Below are 19,253 nucleotides of genomic sequence, written 5' to 3'. Positions count from 1 at the left end.
AGTGCCGTGGGCGTCAGCCTCAAGGACGTGGCTCAACGGGCGGGCGTGTCCATCAAGACCGTGTCGAACGTGGTCAACAACTATCAGCACGTGACCCCGAAGATGCGGGCCAAGGTCCAGCAGGCGATCGACGAGCTCGGCTACCGGCCGAACCTCACCGCCCGCCATCTCCGCAAGGGCCGCACCGGCATCATCGCCCTCGCCGTCCCCGAATTCGGCAACCCGTACTTCGCGGAGCTGGCCGGCGAGGTCGTCGACGCGGCGGCCCGGCACGACTACACCGTCCTGGTCGACCACACGGCGGGCCTGCGGGAGAAGGAGCTGCTGGTCTGCCAGGGATTCCGCTCCCATGTCATCGACGGCCTCATCCTCAGCCCCATCCACCTGGAGACCGAGGACCTGATGGCCCGCACCGAGACCGCGCCGCTGGTGCTGCTCGGCGAGCGCGAGTACGAGGCCCCCTACGACCACATCGCGATCGACAACGTGGCCGCCGCCCGTGAGGCCGTCGCCCACCTCGTCGCCCTCGGCCACCGCAGGATCGCCTTCCTCGGCTCCCGCACCGGTCAGGAGCGCCAGCCCGCCCACCTCCGGCTGCGCGGCTGGCGCGAGGAGCTGACCGCCTCCGGTATCGAACCGGACGAATCCCTGGTCGTCGTCACCGACGGCTACGGCCGTGAGGACGGGGCCGCCGCCATGGCCTCCCTCCTCGACCGGGGCGAGCGGCCCGACGCCGTGTTCGCGTACAACGACATGATCGCGACCGGAGCCATGCGCACCATCACCGAACGCGGCCTCGCCATCCCGGACGACATCGCCGTCGTCGGCTTCGACGACATCGAGGAGAGCCGGTACGGGGCCACCACCCTCACCACCATCGCGCCCGACAAGGCGGCCATCGCCCGGCTCGCCGTCGACAGCCTCGTCGAACGCCTCGCGGGAACCCCCGTCGCCGAACCCCGGCGGCCCCGCCCCGGCTACCGGCTCGTCGTCCGCGAATCCACCACGCCCCACGAGGCCTCCGGACCGCCCCGCTAGCGGCCCCTGGGGTGCTGCCGCCCAACTGCTTCCCGACAGGCGGCAGTTGGGCGGCAGGCCCCGGCGAGGCCCCCTCCCGCACCCTCAAGGAACTCCTCATGCCCACCGTGCACCGCAAACCGTTCGGCCGCGCCCACGGGCAGAGCGAGATCGACCTCTGGACCCTCGACTCCGGCACCGGCGTCCGGGCCGAGGTCCTCACCTACGGCGGTGTCCTGCACAGCCTCACCGTGCCGGACACCGCCGGCGAACCCGGCCCGGTCGTCCGCTCGCTGCCCGCGCTCGACGACTACACCGACAAGAACCCCTACTTCGGGGCCATCGTCGGCCGGTACGCCAACCGCATCGCCCACGGCCGCTTCACCCTGGACGGGGCCACGCACCACATCCCCGCCAATGACCGGGGGCACGCCCTCCACGGAGGCCCCAACGGCTTCCACACCAAGGTCTGGGAGGCCACCGGGGACCGTACCGACACCGCCGCCGTCCTCCGGCTCACCCTGCACAGCCCCGACGGCGACATGGGCTTCCCCGGAGCGCTCGACGTCACCGCCACCTACACCCTGGACACCACCGGGACCCTCGCCGTCGACTACCGGGCCGTCACCGACCGGCCCACCGTCGTCAACCTCACCAACCACGCCTACCTCAACCTCGGCGACGACGACGTCCTCGGCCACACCCTCCAGGTCGACGCCGACACCTACCTCCCCATCGACCCCGACTCCATCCCCGAAGGCGCGCCCGCCCCGGTGGCCGGCACCCCCTTCGACCTCACCACCCCACGGCGCATCGGCGAACGCCTCGACCACCCCGACACCCAACTGCGGCGGGGCGGCGGCTTTGACCACTGCTGGGTCCTGCGCCCCGTCGCCCCAGGGGCCCTGCGCCGGGCCGCCCGCCTCACCGCCCCCGGCGACCGGCGGACCCTGGAGCTCTGGACCACCGAACCCGGCCTCCAGGTCTACACCGCCAACCAGCTCGACGGCGCGTTCACCGACGGCACCGGCCGCCGCCACCGGCGCCACGGCTCGCTCTGCCTGGAGACCCAGCACCTGCCGGACTCGCCCAACCGCCCCGGCCACCCCACCACCGTGCTGCGCCCCGGCGAGACGCTGCGCAGCCGCAGCGAATGGCGCTTCCCGCACCTGCGGCGCCGCGGATAACCGGTTGCCGCCCCGGGCGGCTCCCTGATCTACTCCCCGCAGTCCACCGGTACGACCCAGGAGTCCGAACATGCGCCGAGCCTTCGTGTCCCTCCCGACAGGAACTGACCTTTCTCTCAAGGACATGAAGCTCCGTGCACACGTTGAACCTGGGAATTCTGGCGCATGTCGACGCCGGTAAGACAAGCCTGACCGAGCGGCTCCTCCACACCGCCGGAGCCATCGACGCCATCGGCAGCGTCGACGACGGCAGCACACAGACCGACTCCCTCGCACTGGAGCGCCGGCGCGGCATCACCATCAAGTCCGCCGTCGTCTCCTTCACCCTCGGCACCACCACGGTCAACCTGATCGACACCCCCGGCCACCCGGACTTCATCGCCGAGGTGGAGCGGGTCCTCGGCGTGCTCGACGGAGCCGTCCTGGTGGTCTCCGCGGTGGAGGGCGTCCAGGCGCAGACCCGGGTCCTGCTGCGCACCCTGCGCCGACTGCGCATCCCGACCCTGCTGTTCGTCAACAAGACCGACCGGCCCGGGGCACGTTACAGCTCGCTGCTGACGAGCATCACCGAACGGCTCTCGGCGGACGTCGTCGCGATGGGCACCGCCCGAGACCTCGGCACCCGGACCGCGACGAGCACCCCGTACACCGGGGCCGACCCCGGCTTCACCGATGCGCTCACCGACCTGCTCACCCGGCACGACGACGAGCTGCTCGGCGCGTACGTCGACGACCCGGCGGGTCTCACCCACGCCCGGCTCCTCGGGGCGCTGGCCGACCAGACCGGCCGGTGCCTCGTCCACCCGGTCTTCTTCGGCTCCGCCGCCACCGGCGCGGGTATCGACGCCCTGGTCGACGGCATCACCGGACTCCTGCCCACCGCCACGGGGGATCCGGAGGCGCCGGCCCGGGGCACGGTGTTCAAGGTCGACCGGACCGCGAACGGCGAGCGGACCGCGTACGTCCGCATGGTCGAGGGGGCCGTGCGCGCCCGCGAGGTGCTGCGTTTCCGCAGCCCGGACGGCCGGGAGTCGGAGGGCAAGGTCGCGGCGGTCAGCGTCTTCGAGAACGGTGGTGAGGTGCCGGTCTCCTCGGTCCGCGCCGGCCGGATCGGCAGGCTGAAAGGGCTGGCCGGCGTCCGGATCGGCGACAGCGTCGGCGCGGGCCGGGCCGAGGCCGGGTACCGGCACTTCGCCCCGCCGACCCTGGAGACGGTCGTCGTCCCGCGACACCCCGAGGACCGGGGCGCCCTGCACGTCGCGCTCGGCCGCCTCGCCGAACAGGACCCGCTGATCGCCGTCCGCCGTGACGACCTCCGCGGGGAGGTGTCCCTCTCGCTCTACGGGGAGGTGCAGAAGGAGGTCGTCCAGGCCACCCTGGCCGACGAGTTCGGCGTGGACGTGAGCTTCCGGGAGACCACGACCATCTGCCGGGAACGGCCGGCCGGGACGGGGGCGGCCGCCGAGTTCATCGGCACGGGCCCCAACCCCTTCCTGGCCACCGTCGGGCTGCGCGTCGACCCGGCCCCGTACGGCAGCGGGGTGGAGTTCCGCCGCGCGGTGGAACTCGGCTCCATGCCCCCTTCCTTGATGCGGGCGGTCGAGGAGACCGTGCGTGCCACCCTGAGCCAGGGAGTGCACGGCTGGCAGGTCACCGACTGCGTGGTCACCCAGACACATTCCGGCTACAACAGCGTGTCGAGCACGGCGGGCGACTTCCGCGGTCTGACGCCCCTGGTCCTGATGGACGCGCTGCGCCGGGCCGGAACACGGGTGTACGAGCCGATGCACCGCTTCCGCCTGGAGGCGCCCACGGACGCCTTCGGCGCACTGGTCCCGGTCCTCGCCCGGCTCGGGGCGGAGCCGGGGCCGCCCGAGACGCACGGTGCTCTCTGCACCGTGGAGGGCGAGATCCCGGCGGCCCGGGTCCACGAACTCCAGCGGCTGCTGCCGGGGTCGACCCGCGGCGAGGGCGTGCTGGAGTCCTCCTTCGCCGGCCACCGCCCGGTGACCGGCCCGGCCCCCCGCCGCCCGCGCACCGACCACGACCCGCTGCACCGCGAGGAGTACCTGTTGCGCACGGTGCGGCGGGTCGCCGGCCGAACCCCTCCCACGACGTGAGGCACCGGCCCTGCCCGGAATGGACGGCCGGGCGCGGGTGTTCGCACGGTCATGACCTTCTCCGTTGATGTGACCGTGCGCGGCTACGAGCTCGACACCCAGGGCCACCTGAACCAGGCCGTCTACCTCCAGTACGCGGAGCACGCCCGCTGGGAGCTGCTGCGCGCCGCCGGCCTGCCCCAGGAGAAGCTGCTGGCCGACGGGATCGGCCCGGTGCAGCTGGAGGTGACGGTGAAGTACCGCCGGGAGCTGCGCGGCGGCGAGCTGGTGCGGGTCACCTGCCGGTTCGACTACGGCACCGGCAAGACGTTCACGATGGAGCAGCGGATCCTCAAGGAGGACGGGACGGTGGCCGCGGAGATCACCGGAGTCGCCGGCATCCTGGACCTGACCGAACGCCGGCTCGTCCCGGACCCGCAGGGCCGTCTGGCCGCGCTGGCCGGCAACCCCGACCTGCTGACCGGCTGACCGCGCGAGCAAGCGGGGCAAGCGGGCGCGTTGCCCGGAGCCGGAGCCGCGACGAACGCGGCCCGGTGACTGGTCGGCCCACCCACTGTCCGCCGAGGAGCGGCCGCCACGGCGAAAGCCGTGGTTCCCTCTCGTGAAGGACGTCACTGGCCTGTGTGAACGGCAGGCCGAGGCAGGAGGAGGGGCTCGGTGATTCCGTCCGCCCCCGGCCTCTAGTCTGGACGGATGCGCGCCCCGTCCGCCGCGAGCGGCCCCCGTACGACCGAGGTCCACCTCCCATGACCAGCGAGACCCGGACGCTGCCCGCGTTCGCCCCCGGTTCGGTGGAGACCCCCTTCGTCATCAAGGGCTACGACGAGGTCGTCTCCCGCGACACGCTCTGGGACGCGCACTCCCACCCCTTCCACGAGCTGCTCTGGAACGAGCGCGGTGCCTCCACGGCGGTGGTCGGGAGCCGGATCTGGACGATCACCCCGGCCCTGGGCCTGTGGATGCCCGCGGGGACCCTGCACGCCGGATCGGCGACCGCCGGAACCTGGTTCCGGGCGAGCTTCTTCGGCTTCCGCACCACCGCGTCGATCTCCGCCACGCCCGTCGCCGTCGAGATCACCCCGCTGTTGCGCCTGCTGCTGGAACGGCTCGGCGAACCCGGCCTCACGGCCGCCTCGCGCACCGCGACCGAGGCACTGGTGCTCGACGTCCTCGTTCCCTCGCCCCGCGAACTGCTCGTGCGGATCCCGGTCTCCGGGCTGCTGCGCCCGATCGCCGACGCGGTGCGCGAGGACCCGGCCGACCGGCGGACGCTGGCGGACTGGGCGTCCGCCCTCGGTGTCAGCGCCCGCACGGTCGCCCGGGCGTTCACCGCCGAGACGGGCACGAGCTTCGTGCGCTGGGTGGCGGCGGTCCGCGCCCAGCACGCCATCGGCCTGCTGACCCGAGGATGGGACGTGGAGGCCGTGGCCGAGCAGGTCGGCTACCGCTCGGCGAGCGCGTTCGGCGCCGCCTTCCGGCGTACGACGGGACTCACCCCGGGCGCCTTCCGGCCGGAATGACCAGGACCGCCTGTCCGTATCGCTACAGCACATGTCCTGAACGGTTGATTGCGACAGCGGGGTCGATTCTCATAAAGTGCGAAGGCAAGCCTTACCTAAGCCAATGACGCACGCGCCGCGCACCGATCCATGACGGCTGCGCATGCCCGGACGTGCGAGAAGCGGCACCCCGACATCCGGAAAGCCGGGTACACACCCATGTCTTCACACCGCCTCCGCCTGCTCGTCGTGGCGGCCGCCCTCGTCGGCGTCTCCGCCTGCGGCGGGACCACCGACGCCGCGAACAACGACGACGGGAGCCGCTCCGGCGGGTTCCCCCTGACCGTCGAGCACGCCCTGGGCACGACCACCATCCCGGCGAAGCCCAAGCGCGTCGCGACCGTCAACTGGGCCAACCACGAAGTGCCGCTCGCGCTCGGCGTCGTGCCCGTCGGCATGGCCGCGGCCAACTTCGGCGACGACAACGACGACGGTGTGCTGCCCTGGGTCGAGGAGAAGCTCGACGAGCTGAAGGCGAAGACACCCGTCCTGTTCGACGAGACCGACGGCATCGACTTCGAGGCCGTGGCGGACACGAAGCCGGACGTCATCCTGGCCGCGTACTCGGGTCTGACCAAGAAGGACTACGAGACCCTCAGCGAGATCGCCCCCGTCGTCGCCTACCCGGACGCCGCCTGGGCGACGCCGTGGCGCGAGATCGTCCGGACGAACAGCAAGGCGATCGGCCTGGCCGACGAGGGCGAGAAGCTGATCAGGAAGTTCGACGGTGACATAGCGAAGACCGCCGCCAAGTACCCCCAGCTCCAGGGCAAGTCGGCGATGTTCATGACGCACGTCGACCCCAACGACGTCAGTCAGGTCGGCTTCTACACTGCCCACGACACCCGCACGCAGTTCTTCCAGGACCTCGGGATGAAGATCCCCGGGTCCGTCGCGAAGGCGTCCGAGGGCACGAAGAAGTTCGCCCTCACCAAGAGCGCCGAGCAGATCGACGCGTTCGACGACGTCGACATCATCACCGGCTACGGCGACGACACCGGCGAGCTGCTGAAGACGATCTCCAAGGACCCGCTGCTCTCCAAGATCCCCGCCGTCGAGCGCGGTTCCGTCTACCTCCTGCCCGGCACCAGCCCGCTGGCCACCGCCGCGAACCCGACGCCCCTGTCGATCGGTTACGTGCTGGACGACTACGCCGCCGCGCTCGCCGAGGCCGCGGACAAGGCCAAGTGACCGAGCCCGACACCCGCACCCCGCCGGACGTCGTCACCAGGCGCCCGGCGGGCGTGCGCCTGCTGTGGGTCCTGCTCTCCGTACTCGCCCTGGCCGCGGTCATGGTCGCGTCCGTCGCCCTCGGCTCCCGCGACGTCCCCTGGTCCGACGTCGTCGCGGCGCTCGGCGGGGCGGACGACACCCTGGGACGGGCGGCGGCGACGAAGCGGATCCCCCGTACCGTCCTCGCCGTCGTCATCGGCGCCGCACTCGGCCTCGCCGGCGGCGTGATGCAGGGCGTGACCCGTAACCCGCTGGCCGACCCGGGCATCCTCGGCGTCAACATGGGCGCGTCGCTCGCCGTCGTCACGGCGGTCGCGTTCTTCGGACTCACCTCGCCGACCGGATACATCTGGACCGCCATCGTGGGCGCGACCCTGTCCGCCCTGTTCGTCCACACCGTCGGAACGCTCGGCAGGGGCGGGGCGACGCCGCTGAAGCTGGCCCTCGCCGGGGCCGCCACATCGGCTGCCTTCGCCTCGCTCGTCAGCGCGGTCATCCTGCCGCGCAACGACATCGCCGGCAGCTTCAAGCTCTGGCAGATCGGCGGCGTCGGCGGCGCGTCCTTCGAACGCATCGGCCAGGTCATGCCGTTCCTCGCGGTCGGCTTCGTCGTCTGCCTGCTCTCGGCCCGCGCCCTCAACTCTCTGGCTCTGGGCGACGAGTTGGCGGCAGGACTCGGTGAACGGGTCGCCGTGGCACGCGCCGTGGCCGCCCTCGGCGCCGTACTGCTCTGCGGCGCGGCCACCGCCGTCGCCGGGCCGATCGGCTTCGTCGGCCTCGTGGTCCCGCACACCTGCCGGCTGCTCGTGGGCGTCGACCACCGCTGGCTCCTGCCGCTCTCGGCCGTGCTCGGCGCGGTCCTGCTCACCGCCGCCGACATCGTCGGCCGGATCGTGGCACGCCCCTCGGAGATCGACGTCGGCATCGTGACCGCACTGATCGGCGGCCCCTTCTTCATCTACATCGTCCGCCGACAGAAGGTACGTGCCCTGTGAGCGCCCCTGTCCTCACTCGGCGGCCGTCCGTCGAGGCCGCCACCCGCCGCCGCGTGCGCGGCGCCTCGCGCCGCCGCCGGGTCGTCCTGGCGCTGATGATCCTCGTCCTCGCCGCGTTCGCCGTGACGCTCATGGCGGGCCGGACCTTCTACCCGCCCGGCGACGTGTTCCGGGTGATCCTCGGGGAGCAGGTGCCGGGCGCGTCGTTCACGGTGGGCCGGCTGCGGCTGCCCCGCGCGGTTCTCGCCCTGGTGGCCGGATTCAGCTTCGGCCTGGCCGGGGTCACCTTCCAGACGATGCTCCGCAATCCGCTCGCCAGCCCCGACATCATCGGCATCAGCTCCGGTGCGAGCGCGGCCGCGGCCATCGCCATCGTCACCCTGTCCCTCGGCGAGGTCCAGGTCTCCGTCCTCGCCATCGCCGCCGGCCTCGGGGTCGCCCTGCTGGTGTACTCCCTCGCGTTCAAGGGCGGCGTCGTCGGCACCCGGCTCATCCTGATCGGCATCGGGATCTCCGCGATGCTCGACAGCATGACCTCCTACGTCCTGTCCCGGGCCGCCGAATGGGACCTCCAGGAGGCGATGCGCTGGCTGACCGGCAGCCTCAACGGAGCCACCTGGGACCAGGTCGTCCCAGCGCTCCTCGCGGCGGCCGTCCTCACCCCGCTGCTGCTGGGCCAGGCCCGTAACCTCTCCGCGCTCCAGCTCGGCGACGACACCGCCTCCGCCCTCGGCGTACGCGTGGAGCGCACCCGGATCACGGTGATCGTCGCCGCCGTCGGGCTGATCGCCTTCGCGACCGCCGCGGCCGGACCCATCGCGTTCGTGGCGTTCCTCTCCGGCCCCATCGCGGCCCGGATCACCGGAGCCGGCGGCTCCCTGCTGGTGCCCGCCGGACTCGTCGGCTCGCTGCTCGTCCTCGTCGCCGACTTCACCGGCCAGTTCGCCTTCGGCGAGCGCTACCCGGTCGGCGTCGTCACCGGCGTGCTCGGAGCCCCCTACCTCGTCTACCTGATCATCCGCACCAACCGGGCGGGAGGCTCGCTATGACCACGCACCACCGACTGACCGCCGAAGGACTCACCCTCGGCTACGGCGACCGCACCGTCGTCGACTCCCTCGACCTGGCCGTACCGCCCGGCCGGATCACCGTGATCGTCGGCGCCAACGCCTGCGGGAAATCGACGCTGCTGCGTTCCATGTCCCGGCTGCTCGCCCCCCGGGCCGGCCGGGTCGTCCTGGACGGCAAGGAGGTGCACCGGCTGCCCGCCAAGGAGCTGGCCCGCACCCTCGGCCTGCTGCCGCAGTCGCCCGTCGCGCCCGAGGGCATCACCGTCTCCGACCTCGTCGGCCGCGGCCGCCACCCGCACCAGTCCGTCTTCTCCCGCTGGAACGAGAAGGACGACGCCGCTGTCGCCGCCGCGCTGGAGGCCACCCACACCGAGCCGCTCGCCGAGCGCGCGGTGGACGAACTCTCCGGCGGCCAGCGCCAGCGCGTCTGGATCGCGATGGCCCTCGCCCAGCAGACCGACCTGCTGCTGCTCGACGAGCCGACCACCTTCCTCGACGCCAGCCACCAGATCGAGGTCCTGGACCTCCTGACCGACCTGAACCGCTCGCGCGGCACCACCATCGTGATGGTCCTGCACGACCTCAACCTCGCCGCCCGGTACGCGGACCATCTGATCGCCCTGGCCGACGGCGGCCTCCACGCGTCCGGCACCCCGGCCGAGGTGCTGACGGAGGAGACCGTACGGGCGGTGTTCGACCTCGACAGCCGCATCATCGAGGACCCCGTGTCGGGCCGGCCCCTGATGCTCCCGATCGGCCGTCACCACGTCCTGGACCGGGCCGAGGCGCTGCCCGCCGGGGAGGCGACCGCGTGAACGCGGGGGCGCACGCCCCCTGATCGGCTGACTGCTGTATGTCACTGACATGTTTCGAAGAGTGACGGGGCACACAGGGTAGGTCGGGCGCCGGGCCCCGGTCCGGCACTCGCCCTTTTCCTCGAAGCGGTCATTGGGAGAACCTCGGTGGAGAACACCTCGGTGCAGAACAAGGAAACCGTCCGGAACTGTCCTTTCGACTACGCCCAGCAGCTGGAGTTCGACCCCCAGCTCAGGCAATTGCTGACCGAGGAGCCGGTGTCCCGCATCCGTATGGCGTACGGAGAGGGCGAGGCCTGGCTGGTCACCCGCTACGAGGACGTCCGGACGGTCACCACCGACCGGCGGTTCAGCCGCAGCGCCGTCCTCGGCCGTGACTTCCCCCGGATGACGCCGGAGCCGATCGTGCAGGCGGAGTCCATCAACCTCATGGACCCGCCCGCCAGCAGCCGGCTGCGGGGCCTGGTCGCCAAGAGCTTCACCCCGCGTCGCGTCGAGCAGATGCGCGGCGGGACCCAGCGTGTGGTGGACCGGCTGCTGGACGAGATGGAGGAGGAGGGTTCATCGGCCGACTTCGTCGCCCGGGTCTCCGCGCCGCTGCCGCTGATCACCATCTGCGAGGCACTCGACATCCCCGAGGCCGACCGCCCCTGGCTCCGGGCCCACGCCATGACCATGATGAACGTCGGGGCCGCGGGCAAACAGGACGCGGTACGCGCCAAGGCGGAGCTGCGCGGCTACTTCCAGGAGCTGACCGCCGACCGGCGCCGCTCCCCGGGCGATGACCTCATCAGCACCCTGGCCACCGCCCGGGACGGCGACGAACTGCTGGACGACGACGAGTTGGCCGTCATGGCGATGGTCCTGCTCATCACCGGTCAGGACACCACGACCTATCAGCTCGGCAACATCGCCTACACCCTGCTCACCCGCCCGGACCTCATGCGGTCCCTCCGGGCCGAACCGCGGCGGCTGCCCCGCACCCTGGAGGAGCTGCTGCGTCACATCCCCTTCCGCAAGGGCGTCGGCATCCCGCGCATCGCCATGGAGGACGTGGAGCTCTCCGGCGTCCTCATCAGGGCCGGCGACGTGGTGCACGTGTCCTATCTGACGGCCAACCGGGACGCCGCCAAGTTCGACCGTCCCGACGAGCTGGATCCCGACCGGCCGACCATCCCCCACATGACGTTCGGCTGGGGCGCCCACCACTGCCTGGGCGCGCCGCTGGCCACCATGGAACTGGAAGTGGCCTTCTCCACGCTGCTGACCCGCTTCCCGGCCCTGCGTCTGGACGTGCCGCCCGCGGACGTCTCGTGGAACACGACGTCCATCTGGCGTTACCCGCTCGCCCTGCCCGTCACATGGTGACGAGAGCCTTCGCTCCAGAGAACGAGGAGAACCCATGGCGACCCTGTGCCGACCGGCCATCGCTGTGCCCGAGCACGTCATCACGATGCAGCAGACCCTGGACCTGGCCCGGGAGACCCACGCCGGGCACCCGCAGCGCGACCTCGTCCTGAGGCTCATCCAGAACACCGGCGTCCAGACCCGGCACCTCGTGCAGCCCATCGAGAAGACCCTTGCGCACCCCGGGTTCGAGGTGCGCAACCAGGTGTACGAGGCCGAGGCCAGGGCCCGGGTCCCCGAAGTCGTCCGGCAGGCGCTCGCCCACGCCGAGACCGACCCGTCCGAGATCGATCTGATCGTCTACGTCTCCTGCACGGGCTTCATGATGCCCTCGCTGACCGCGTGGATCATCAACAGCATGGGCTTCAGATCCGAGACCCGCCAACTGCCCATCGCCCAGCTCGGCTGCGCGGCGGGCGGCGCGGCGATCAACCGCGCGCACGACTTCTGCCTGGCCTACCCCGAGTCCAACGTCCTCATCGTGTCCTGCGAGTTCTGCTCGCTCTGCTACCAGCCCACCGACATCGGGGTCGGCTCGCTGCTCTCCAACGGGCTCTTCGGCGACGCCCTCTCCGCGGCCGTCGTACGGGGCCAGGGCGGCACCGGCATGCGCCTGGAGCGCAACGGCTCCCACCTGGTGCCCGACACCGAGGACTGGATCTCCTACGCGGTCCGCGACACCGGCTTCCACTTCCAGTTGGACAAGCGGGTTCCCGGCACCATGGAGATGCTCGCCCCGGTGCTCCTGGACCTGGTCCACCTGCACGGCTGGTCCGTCCCGAACATGGACTTCTTCATCGTCCACGCGGGCGGACCGCGCATCCTGGACGACCTCTGCCACTTCCTGCAACTGCCGCCCGAGATGTTCCGCTACAGCCGGGCCACCCTCACCGAACGCGGCAACATCGCCAGCTCCGTCGTCTTCGACGCGCTGGCGCGGCTCTTCGACGACGGCGGAGCCGCCGAGTCCGCGCAGGGGCTCATCGCCGGCTTCGGGCCCGGAATCACCGCCGAGGTGGCCGTGGGCAGCTGGGCGAAGGACGACCTCCGGGCGGGCGTCGGACACGACCTCGACGAGCTGGAGTTGACCGCCGGCGTTGCGCTGTCCGGCTGAACCCGCTAAGGCGACCGACGGGCGGGGACGAAGGAACGGGTGTTCGCGATGCGCGGACGCACTCGCTCCGTGACTGGATCCCCACCCCGAGGAGAACGCATGCGCCTGCCCGCCCGATGGGCCTCGGCCGCCCTGCTGCTGATCGCACCGCTGATCGGCGCACCCGCCACGGCCTCGGCCGACAGCGGACCGGAAGGGGTTTTGGTGGAGCAGTCCACCCGGGCCGTACCCGGGCAGTACATCGTCACCCTGGAGCCCGACCTCTCGCCGGACACCTTCCTGCGGGAGTTCGGGCTCAGCCCGCTGTTCACGTACGGGAAGGCTCTGCACGGCTTCGCCGCCGCGCTCAGCGCCTCCGAACTCCAAGCGGTGCGGGCCGTTCCCGGTGTCCTCGCCGTCGAGGAGAACGCCGAGGTGACCGTCCCCGCGCCCACCGCCGCGAATCTGCTGCGGGCCCCGGCGGCCGGCTGGGGTGCCGACCGCATCGACCAGCGCACCCTGCCGCTGGACGACACCTTCACCACCACGGCCACCGGCAAGGGAGTGAAGGCGTACGTCGTCGACACCGGGATCGACGCCGCGCACAGCGAATTCGGCGGCCGGGTCGTGAACGGGTACGACGTCGTCGGGGACGGCCGCGGGGGCATGGACTGCAACGGACACGGCACGCACGTGGCGGGCACGGTCGGCGGCGCGACGTCCGGTGTGGCGAAGGACGCCTCGCTGGTCAACGTACGCGTCCTGAACTGCGAGGGCCGGGGCACCTGGGCCGGTATCCTCGCCGGGTTCGACTGGGTCGCGAAGGACGCCGAGCGCAGCGGCGTCCCCGCCGTGCTGAACGCCTCGCTCGGCGGCGAGCGCTCCACCTCGGTCGACGCCGCGGTCGAGGCGGTCGCCGACGCGGGCGTGCTGCCCGTCGTGGCAGCGGGCAATGACGACCGGGACGCCTGTGACGTCTCCCCGGCCGCCGCGGACGGCGTGGTCACGGTCGGGGCGAGCGACCGGCAGGACAAGGAGACCTCGTTCAGCAACTGGGGCTCCTGCCTCTCGCTGTACGCCCCCGGCTCCGACATCGTCTCCGCCCGCCTCGGCGGCGGCACCGTCTCGCTGAACGGCACCTCCATGGCCAGCCCGCACGTCGCGGGCGTCGCGGCGCTCTACAAGGAGAGGAACCCCGCGGCCTCTCCCGCCGCCGTCTCGCGGTGGCTGACGGACACGGCCACCCCGGACGTGCTCTCCGGACTCGGCCAGGGCTCGCCCGACCTGCTGTTGTACACCGGCGGTATCTGACGACCCGTCGGGCGGCCGGACCGACGGGTCGTCCGCGGGGCGGGGAGCGGTGACCGCGCGGTGGAACCCGCCCCCGCCCCGGCCGTCCGGGAGGCGACCTTCGGGGTTCGCATGCAATCCTTGCGTTGATAAGTCAATTGTTTGCACTGCTCACGCTAGTCTTGCGGCATGACGCGACGACTAGCTCAGGTTGCCAAGAAGGTGGGGGTCAGCGAGGCCACGGTGAGCCGGGTGCTCAACGGCAAGCCCGGGGTGTCCCGGACCACCCGGCAGTCCGTGCTGACGGCCCTCGACGTACTCGGCTACGAGCGGCCCACCCAACTGCGGGGCGAGCGCGCCCGGCTCGTCGGTCTCGTCCTGCCCGAACTGCAGAACCCGATCTTCCCCGCCTTCGCCGAGGTGATCGGCGGCGCCCTCGCCCAGCAGGGGCTTACCCCCGTACTGTGCACCCAGACCAAGGGCGGAGTCTCCGAGGCGGACTACGTGGACCTCCTGCTCCAGCAGCAGGTCTCCGGGGTGGTCTTCGCCGGCGGCCTGTTCGCGCAGGCCGACGAGGCTCATGAGCACTACCACCGGCTCGCCGAGCGCCGCATCCCCGTCGTGCTGATCAACGCCCCCATAGAAGGGCTGGACTTCCCCTGCGTCTCCTGCGACGACGCTGTCGCGATCGAGCGCGCCTGGCGCCACCTGGCCTCCCTCGGCCACGAGCGTATCGGCGTGGTGATGGGCCCTTCCGACCATGTGCCCTCCCGCCGCAAGCTCGTGGCCGCCCGGTCCGTCGCGGCGGCCACCGGCGGGGAGCTGGCCGAGGAGCACGTCGAGCGCTCGATGTTCTCCCTGGAGGGCGGGCAGGCCGCGGCCTCCCGGCTGCTGGAGCGGGGGGTCACCGGCATCATCTGCGCCAGCGACCCCCTGGCGCTCGGCGCTGTGCGGGCGGCCCGCAGGCGCGGGCTGCGGGTGCCGTCGGACATCTCCGTCGTCGGCTACGACGACTCGGCGTTCATGAACTGCACCGAACCCCCGCTGACCACGATCCGCCAGCCCATCGAGGCCATGGGCCGGGCCGCCGTCGAACTGCTCTGCGCGGGCATCCAGGGCGGAACGGTCCCCCCGGACGAGCTGCTGTTCGAGCCGGAGCTGGTCGTACGGGGCTCCACCGCGAAAGTGCCCCGCTGATCCCGCGGATCGCGGCGCTGTCACGGCTGCGGCACAGTGGGCATATGGACGACCTGAACACACTCGCCGAGGAACATCTGACAGCCGCCCGCGCCTCCGCGCACGGCCGCAGCGCCCACCTCCTGGTCCAGCAGCACCCCTTGCGGCAGACCGTGATCGCCCTCACCGAGGGGACGGCGCTCGACGAGCACAACGCGCCGCCCGCCGCCTCGCTCCTCGTCCTGCGCGGCAGCGTCCGTCTCACCGCCGCCTCCGGGGACGCCGAGCTGCCGTCCGGGACCCTGCACCCGATCCCGCAGGAACGGCACGGGCTGCTGGCGCTCCAGGACGCCGTGGTCCTGCTCACGGCCGTCAACGACTGATCGTCCGGAGCACACGGGGCCTGCCGGCCGGGGAGGGGTGTGCTTCGGCCGCGACGTGGCAGGAGAGGATCGAGCGGAGTCGGCGCGTCCGGAAACGGACAGGTCACGCCGCCCGCCGCGTCCGCCCACGTCTCCGGAGTACCAGCTTGCCCACCCAGACCGCGTCCGCCGCGGAAAGCACCGCCCCCGCCGCCCTGCCCCGCCGCTGGGGCGTCGCCCTGCGCCGCACACCGGTCTCGCTGTGGAACGACGACGTCACCGACTGGGCCGCCGCCCTGACGTACTACGCCATCCTCGCCCTGCTCCCGGCGCTCCTGGCCACCGTCTCCGTGATCGGACTGGCCAACCCCGACGCGACCGGCGCCCTGATCGCCGACATCACCGCGTTCGCCCCGGCCGAGTCCGGCGAGGCGCTGCGCAGGCCGTTGGAGGCGGCGACCGAACAGCGCTCCGCCGTCTGGCTGCTCGTCGCCACCGGGTCCGTGAGCGCCGTGTGGTCCGCGTGCAGCTACCTCGCGGTCTTCCGCCGGGCGATGCACGCCATGCACGGCGTGCGGGACACCCGCCCGCCCCTGCGGCAGGCGCACATCATCGTCGTCTCCGCGATCGGCCTGCTCCTCCTGCTGATGACCAGTGCCTTCGCCATCGTCATGACCGGCCCGCTGGCCCGCTGGCTGGGCCGCCGGATCGGCCTGCCGCACGAGGGGGAGAGTCTGTGGGCGGCGTTGAAGTGGCCGCTGCTGGTCTTCCTCGTGGCCTGCCTGATCATGGTCCTCTTCAGTACCGGTCCCCGCTCCGCGCGCGGTGTCCGCCGCAGCCTGCCCGGCGGGATCCTCGCCGCGTTCTGCTGGCTCACCGCGTCGGCGCTGTTCGCTCTCTACGCGACCCAGGTCGGCAGCTACAGCAGGCTGTACGGATCGCTCGCCGGGCTCGTCGTCTTCCTCATCTGGGTCTGGTTCGCCAATCTCTCGCTGCTGGCCGGAGCCCAGTTCAACGTGGAGCTGCGGCGGCCCGAACCGAAGCGGGAGACCGGCTCCGACGGCGGGGAGCCCCTCACGGCCGCGACACGATCCTGAGCCGTAGGGGCCGAGGATCCGGTGCTGGAGGGAGCGGAACAGCGGATCGCCGCTGGCGGTCACCGCCGCCCGGGGCGTCGGGACCGCGTCCGGATCAGTGCTTGTCGCGGTATCCGGCGACGATCGGCATGGTCTCGCGCAGCACCCGTACCCCGTCGTTGTCCGCGTCGCCCAGCCGATGGCCCTTCCAGGTCTCCGTCGCGCTGGAGAACCGGCTGATCCGCCGGCAGTGGTCCCCGCACGCGGAGCGGTACGCCATGATCGTGTAGTGCTTGCCGTCCTCGGTGATCCAGCCGGTGTTGTAGGGACGGTTGTGGCTCACGCTCATCGAACCGTCCGTGTTGCGCGCCAGTGTCGTGCGGTCGTGGGCGAGGCCCGGATCGTGGCCGATCTCGTGGCTCGCCGAATCCACGCCGATGCCGTCGACCTCGACGACCGCGTAGGCGTACTCGTCCGTGGAACCGTCGAGCGCGGGCGTGTAGTCCGCCGTGCCGCCGCCCCGCTCCGGCCGGTCCACGACGTGCGTGACCAGATCGGCGCCGTACCGCGCCCGCTGTTCGTGCACCTGTCGTCCGAGCCCCGCCGAGTGGTCCTTGAGGGTGGAGTGCGCGGCGCGGAACTCCTCCGAGCCCTCGTATCCGGTCGCCGTGTACGGGTGAACGACGCGGATGGTGCAGCAGAGCCCGCCCGCCGCCAGGGACCGGTTCATCCGTGTCGCGATCCGTTGGGCCGACGAGGACACCCGGTGCTCGCCGCCGGCCCGTTTCGCCGCCTTCGGCGTGTGGACGGTCAGCACATCGACCACGGGGCACCGCGCCGCCCTCGCCGCTTCCACCGCCGGACGTGCCGCGGCCCCGGCGCCGACCGAGGCCGCGCAGAGCGACGCGCCGACGCCGACGGCCAGGGCTGCCTTCACCAGGGTCGCGCGCATGGGGAGTTGACTCCGTCCGAAAGGCGGGCGGCGGAGGGCGCCGCCCGGTGACTGAGGGGTCCTCATTTCTCACACTCCGTGATGCGGGTCACCCGGCATGCCCGAAACCGGTTGACGACCGTTTGTTCCCTGGCCGGAGGGGTGTGGCGGCGAGGAGGTGGGCAGGTACACGTGTACGAACTCGCACGAATGGAACGGCAGTCGGCGGCAGAGGGGCGTGTGTGACGTGACGGAGCAGAGCGAATGGCGGTTCTCCGACGACCGGGGTCAGCAGTCGACGGCGCCCCGGCCGCCCGGGCGGGTGCTGGCCTATGCGCAGGCCGGGGCCACCCTGTGGGACCTCGGGATCCGGCCGGTGGGTATCTTCGGCTCCGACCACGACGGACCGGACCCCGACGTGGCGAAGACCGGGACCCTGCCGCTGGGCGAGGTCGAGTACGTCGGTGCGGGTGGGGCCCTGGACGTCGAGCGGCTGCTGAGCACCGGGCCGGACCTCGTCGTGGCCGTCAGCTACGGCGGCGGTCATGTCTACGGGCTGACCCCCGAGACGGCCAAGCCCCTGGAGGAGCGGGTCCCGGTGGTCGTCCTCGACGTCAGCCAGGCCCGTACGTTCGGTGAGATCGGCGACCGGTTCGCCGAACTGGCCCGCTCGCTCGGCGCCACGGCCCGACCGGACGCCGACCGGGACCTGGACGCCGCAAGGGAGCGGCTGCGTACCGTGGTCGCCGCCACGTCCGCCGACGCGCCGCGGGTGCTCGCCCTCTCCCCGGCCGGCCCGGACCAGGCGCATGTCGCGCGCCCCGGGATGTGGCCCGAGCTGCGTGTGCTCACCGAACTGGGCGTTCAGGTCGTGGAGCCGGCCCCGGGCCCCGGGGCCAACTGGTCCACGCTCGACCGCTCCGACACCTTCGCACTGCGCCCCGAGGTGCTCCTGACCGACATCCGTGCCCACGCGGCCCCGCTGGAAGAGCTGCGGGGGAGCGAGGGCGTGCCGACGCCCGTCGTCCCGTGGAACCCCGAGCCCCTCTACGGGCCCCGCGACCACGCCCGGTTCCTGGGGCTGGTCGCGGACGCTCTGGAGGCGGCGCGGGCGAGCTGATCGAGCGGCTCACCGAACGGTCCACCAGTTTCCAAAAAATATTCTGCAAAAATACTTTGGGAAAGCGCTCTTCCCGTTCTACGCTGTGGCCATGGACAGCGAAGACGGTCCTCGCGTACTCGATCCCGCGCAGGACGGGGCCGCTTTGAAGGCCCTCACCCACCCTCTGCGCCTCACCCTGCTCGGACTGCTGCGTCAGCACGGCCCGGCCACCGCCAGTGAGCTCGCGGCCAGGACGGGGGAGTCCTCGGCCTCCACCAGTTACCACCTGAGGGTGCTCGCCAAGTACGCGTTCGTCACCGAGGCCGAACACCGCGACAGCCGGGAACGGCGCTGGAAGTCCGTGCACAGCATGACCTCGTGGAGCAACGAGGCGATGCACCGCAGCCCCGGCGGCAGCACGATCCTCAGCGTTCTGCACCGCCGCCAGATCGAACACCTCCAGCGATCCCTGGACCGCCACGAGGCGGACCTGGAGAGCGGCCGACTGGGTCAGGAGTGGCAGGAGCCGTCGGGCGTCAGCGACTCGATGCCCCGGCTGACCCCCGAGTCGCTCGCCGAGTTGTGGGAGGCGATCCAGGCGAAGACGGACGAGCTGACCGCCCGCGACGCCGAGGACCCCCGCGCCGAGCAGGTCGTCCTGTTCACCGCCGGGCTGCCGCTCGCCCCGGAGCCGGTGGCCGGTCAGGACCGGGCGGACGACCCCGCCGGCCCCGATGCGACGGACGCCGGAGCCCCGGACGCCCCCGCTGCCGGAGACGGCTCATGACCCTGTCTCTTATACACATCTCTGAGCGGGCTG

General features: G+C 71.9%; 17 protein-coding genes and 1 pseudogene. 17 read left to right on the top strand and 1 reads right to left on the bottom strand.

The features are described 5' to 3' along the window. Positions 1-6 precede the first annotated feature (6 nt). From CR470_RS10505 to CR470_RS10435, 15 genes and pseudogenes are all read left to right on the top strand, one after another. Positions 7-1,038: a LacI family DNA-binding transcriptional regulator gene (locus tag CR470_RS10505; protein WP_097867309.1), complete on the top strand. Its 1,032-nt coding sequence runs from the start codon at positions 7-9 to the stop codon at positions 1,036-1,038. Between the two features lie 98 nt (positions 1,039-1,136). Further along, positions 1,137-2,204 (top strand): aldose epimerase family protein, encoded by a 1,068-nt coding sequence (locus CR470_RS10500; protein WP_097867308.1) that lies wholly within the window; start codon positions 1,137-1,139, stop codon positions 2,202-2,204. Between the two features lie 134 nt (positions 2,205-2,338). Beyond that, the gene (locus CR470_RS10495) at positions 2,339-4,324 is read left to right on the top strand and encodes an elongation factor G (RefSeq protein ID WP_097867307.1); all 1,986 of its coding nucleotides are present in this window, start codon (positions 2,339-2,341) and stop codon (positions 4,322-4,324) included. A gap of 51 nt (positions 4,325-4,375) precedes the next feature. Further along, positions 4,376-4,792: an acyl-CoA thioesterase gene (locus CR470_RS10490; RefSeq protein ID WP_097867306.1), complete on the top strand. Its 417-nt coding sequence runs from the start codon at positions 4,376-4,378 to the stop codon at positions 4,790-4,792. 278 nt (positions 4,793-5,070) lie between these two features. Continuing rightward, a complete protein-coding gene (locus CR470_RS10485) occupies positions 5,071-5,844 on the top strand; it encodes a helix-turn-helix transcriptional regulator (protein ID WP_097867305.1) in 774 nt (257 codons plus the stop codon). Positions 5,845-6,042: 198 nt separating this feature from the next. Further along, complete coding sequence (locus CR470_RS10480; protein WP_097867304.1) at positions 6,043-7,074, top strand: iron-siderophore ABC transporter substrate-binding protein; 1,032 nt, start codon at positions 6,043-6,045, stop codon at positions 7,072-7,074. Continuing rightward, positions 7,071-8,111, top strand: a complete 1,041-nt coding sequence (locus CR470_RS10475) for a FecCD family ABC transporter permease (protein ID WP_097867303.1) — start codon at positions 7,071-7,073, stop codon at positions 8,109-8,111. The genes CR470_RS10480 and CR470_RS10475 overlap by 4 nt, the downstream gene beginning before the upstream one ends. Beyond that, on the top strand, positions 8,108-9,160 hold the full coding sequence (locus CR470_RS10470) for a FecCD family ABC transporter permease (protein ID WP_097867302.1): 1,053 nt from the start codon (positions 8,108-8,110) through the stop codon (positions 9,158-9,160). The genes CR470_RS10475 and CR470_RS10470 overlap by 4 nt, the downstream gene beginning before the upstream one ends. Beyond that, positions 9,157-9,996 (top strand): ABC transporter ATP-binding protein, encoded by an 840-nt coding sequence (locus CR470_RS10465; protein ID WP_097867301.1) that lies wholly within the window; start codon positions 9,157-9,159, stop codon positions 9,994-9,996. Before CR470_RS10470 ends, CR470_RS10465 begins: the two co-directional genes overlap by 4 nt. Before the next feature lie 147 nt (positions 9,997-10,143). Beyond that, positions 10,144-11,364 (top strand): cytochrome P450, encoded by a 1,221-nt coding sequence (locus CR470_RS10460; protein ID WP_097867300.1) that lies wholly within the window; start codon positions 10,144-10,146, stop codon positions 11,362-11,364. 22 nt (positions 11,365-11,386) lie between these two features. Continuing rightward, a pseudogene (locus tag CR470_RS10455) lies at positions 11,387-12,517 on the top strand (type III polyketide synthase); the annotation flags it as partial. A 99-nt stretch (positions 12,518-12,616) separates the two neighbouring features. Next, on the top strand, positions 12,617-13,807 hold the full coding sequence (locus CR470_RS10450; protein ID WP_097867298.1) for a S8 family peptidase: 1,191 nt from the start codon (positions 12,617-12,619) through the stop codon (positions 13,805-13,807). A gap of 168 nt (positions 13,808-13,975) precedes the next feature. Next, on the top strand, positions 13,976-14,983 hold the full coding sequence (locus CR470_RS10445) for a LacI family DNA-binding transcriptional regulator (RefSeq protein ID WP_097867297.1): 1,008 nt from the start codon (positions 13,976-13,978) through the stop codon (positions 14,981-14,983). Between the two features lie 44 nt (positions 14,984-15,027). Continuing rightward, positions 15,028-15,345 (top strand): cupin, encoded by a 318-nt coding sequence (locus tag CR470_RS10440; protein ID WP_097867296.1) that lies wholly within the window; start codon positions 15,028-15,030, stop codon positions 15,343-15,345. 146 nt (positions 15,346-15,491) lie between these two features. Continuing rightward, positions 15,492-16,421: a YihY/virulence factor BrkB family protein gene (locus tag CR470_RS10435; RefSeq protein WP_097867295.1), complete on the top strand. Its 930-nt coding sequence runs from the start codon at positions 15,492-15,494 to the stop codon at positions 16,419-16,421. Positions 16,422-16,515: 94 nt separating this feature from the next. On the opposite strand, the gene CR470_RS10430 is transcribed toward CR470_RS10435, so the two are convergent. Further along, a complete protein-coding gene (locus CR470_RS10430) occupies positions 16,516-17,352 on the bottom strand; it encodes a M12 family metallo-peptidase (protein ID WP_097867294.1) in 837 nt (278 codons plus the stop codon). A gap of 226 nt (positions 17,353-17,578) precedes the next feature. Between CR470_RS10430 and CR470_RS10425 the strand changes: the two genes are divergently transcribed. Together CR470_RS10425 and CR470_RS10420 are read left to right on the top strand one after the other, a co-directional pair. Next, positions 17,579-18,451 carry an ABC transporter substrate-binding protein gene (locus CR470_RS10425; RefSeq protein WP_097867293.1) on the top strand — a complete coding sequence of 291 codons (873 nt, stop codon included), beginning with the start codon at positions 17,579-17,581 and terminating at the stop codon, positions 18,449-18,451. Between the two features lie 91 nt (positions 18,452-18,542). After that, entirely contained in the window at positions 18,543-19,220 is a 678-nt protein-coding gene (locus tag CR470_RS10420) for a winged helix-turn-helix domain-containing protein (protein WP_097867292.1), read from the top strand. Positions 19,221-19,253 lie beyond the last annotated feature (33 nt).

The organism is Streptomyces sp. rh34 (assembly GCF_002551245.1).
Classification (GTDB): Bacteria; Actinomycetota; Actinomycetes; order Streptomycetales; family Streptomycetaceae; genus Streptomyces.
The sequence above is the reverse complement of the archived record's forward strand: the minus strand, read 5'-3'. Positions and strand labels throughout refer to the sequence as shown.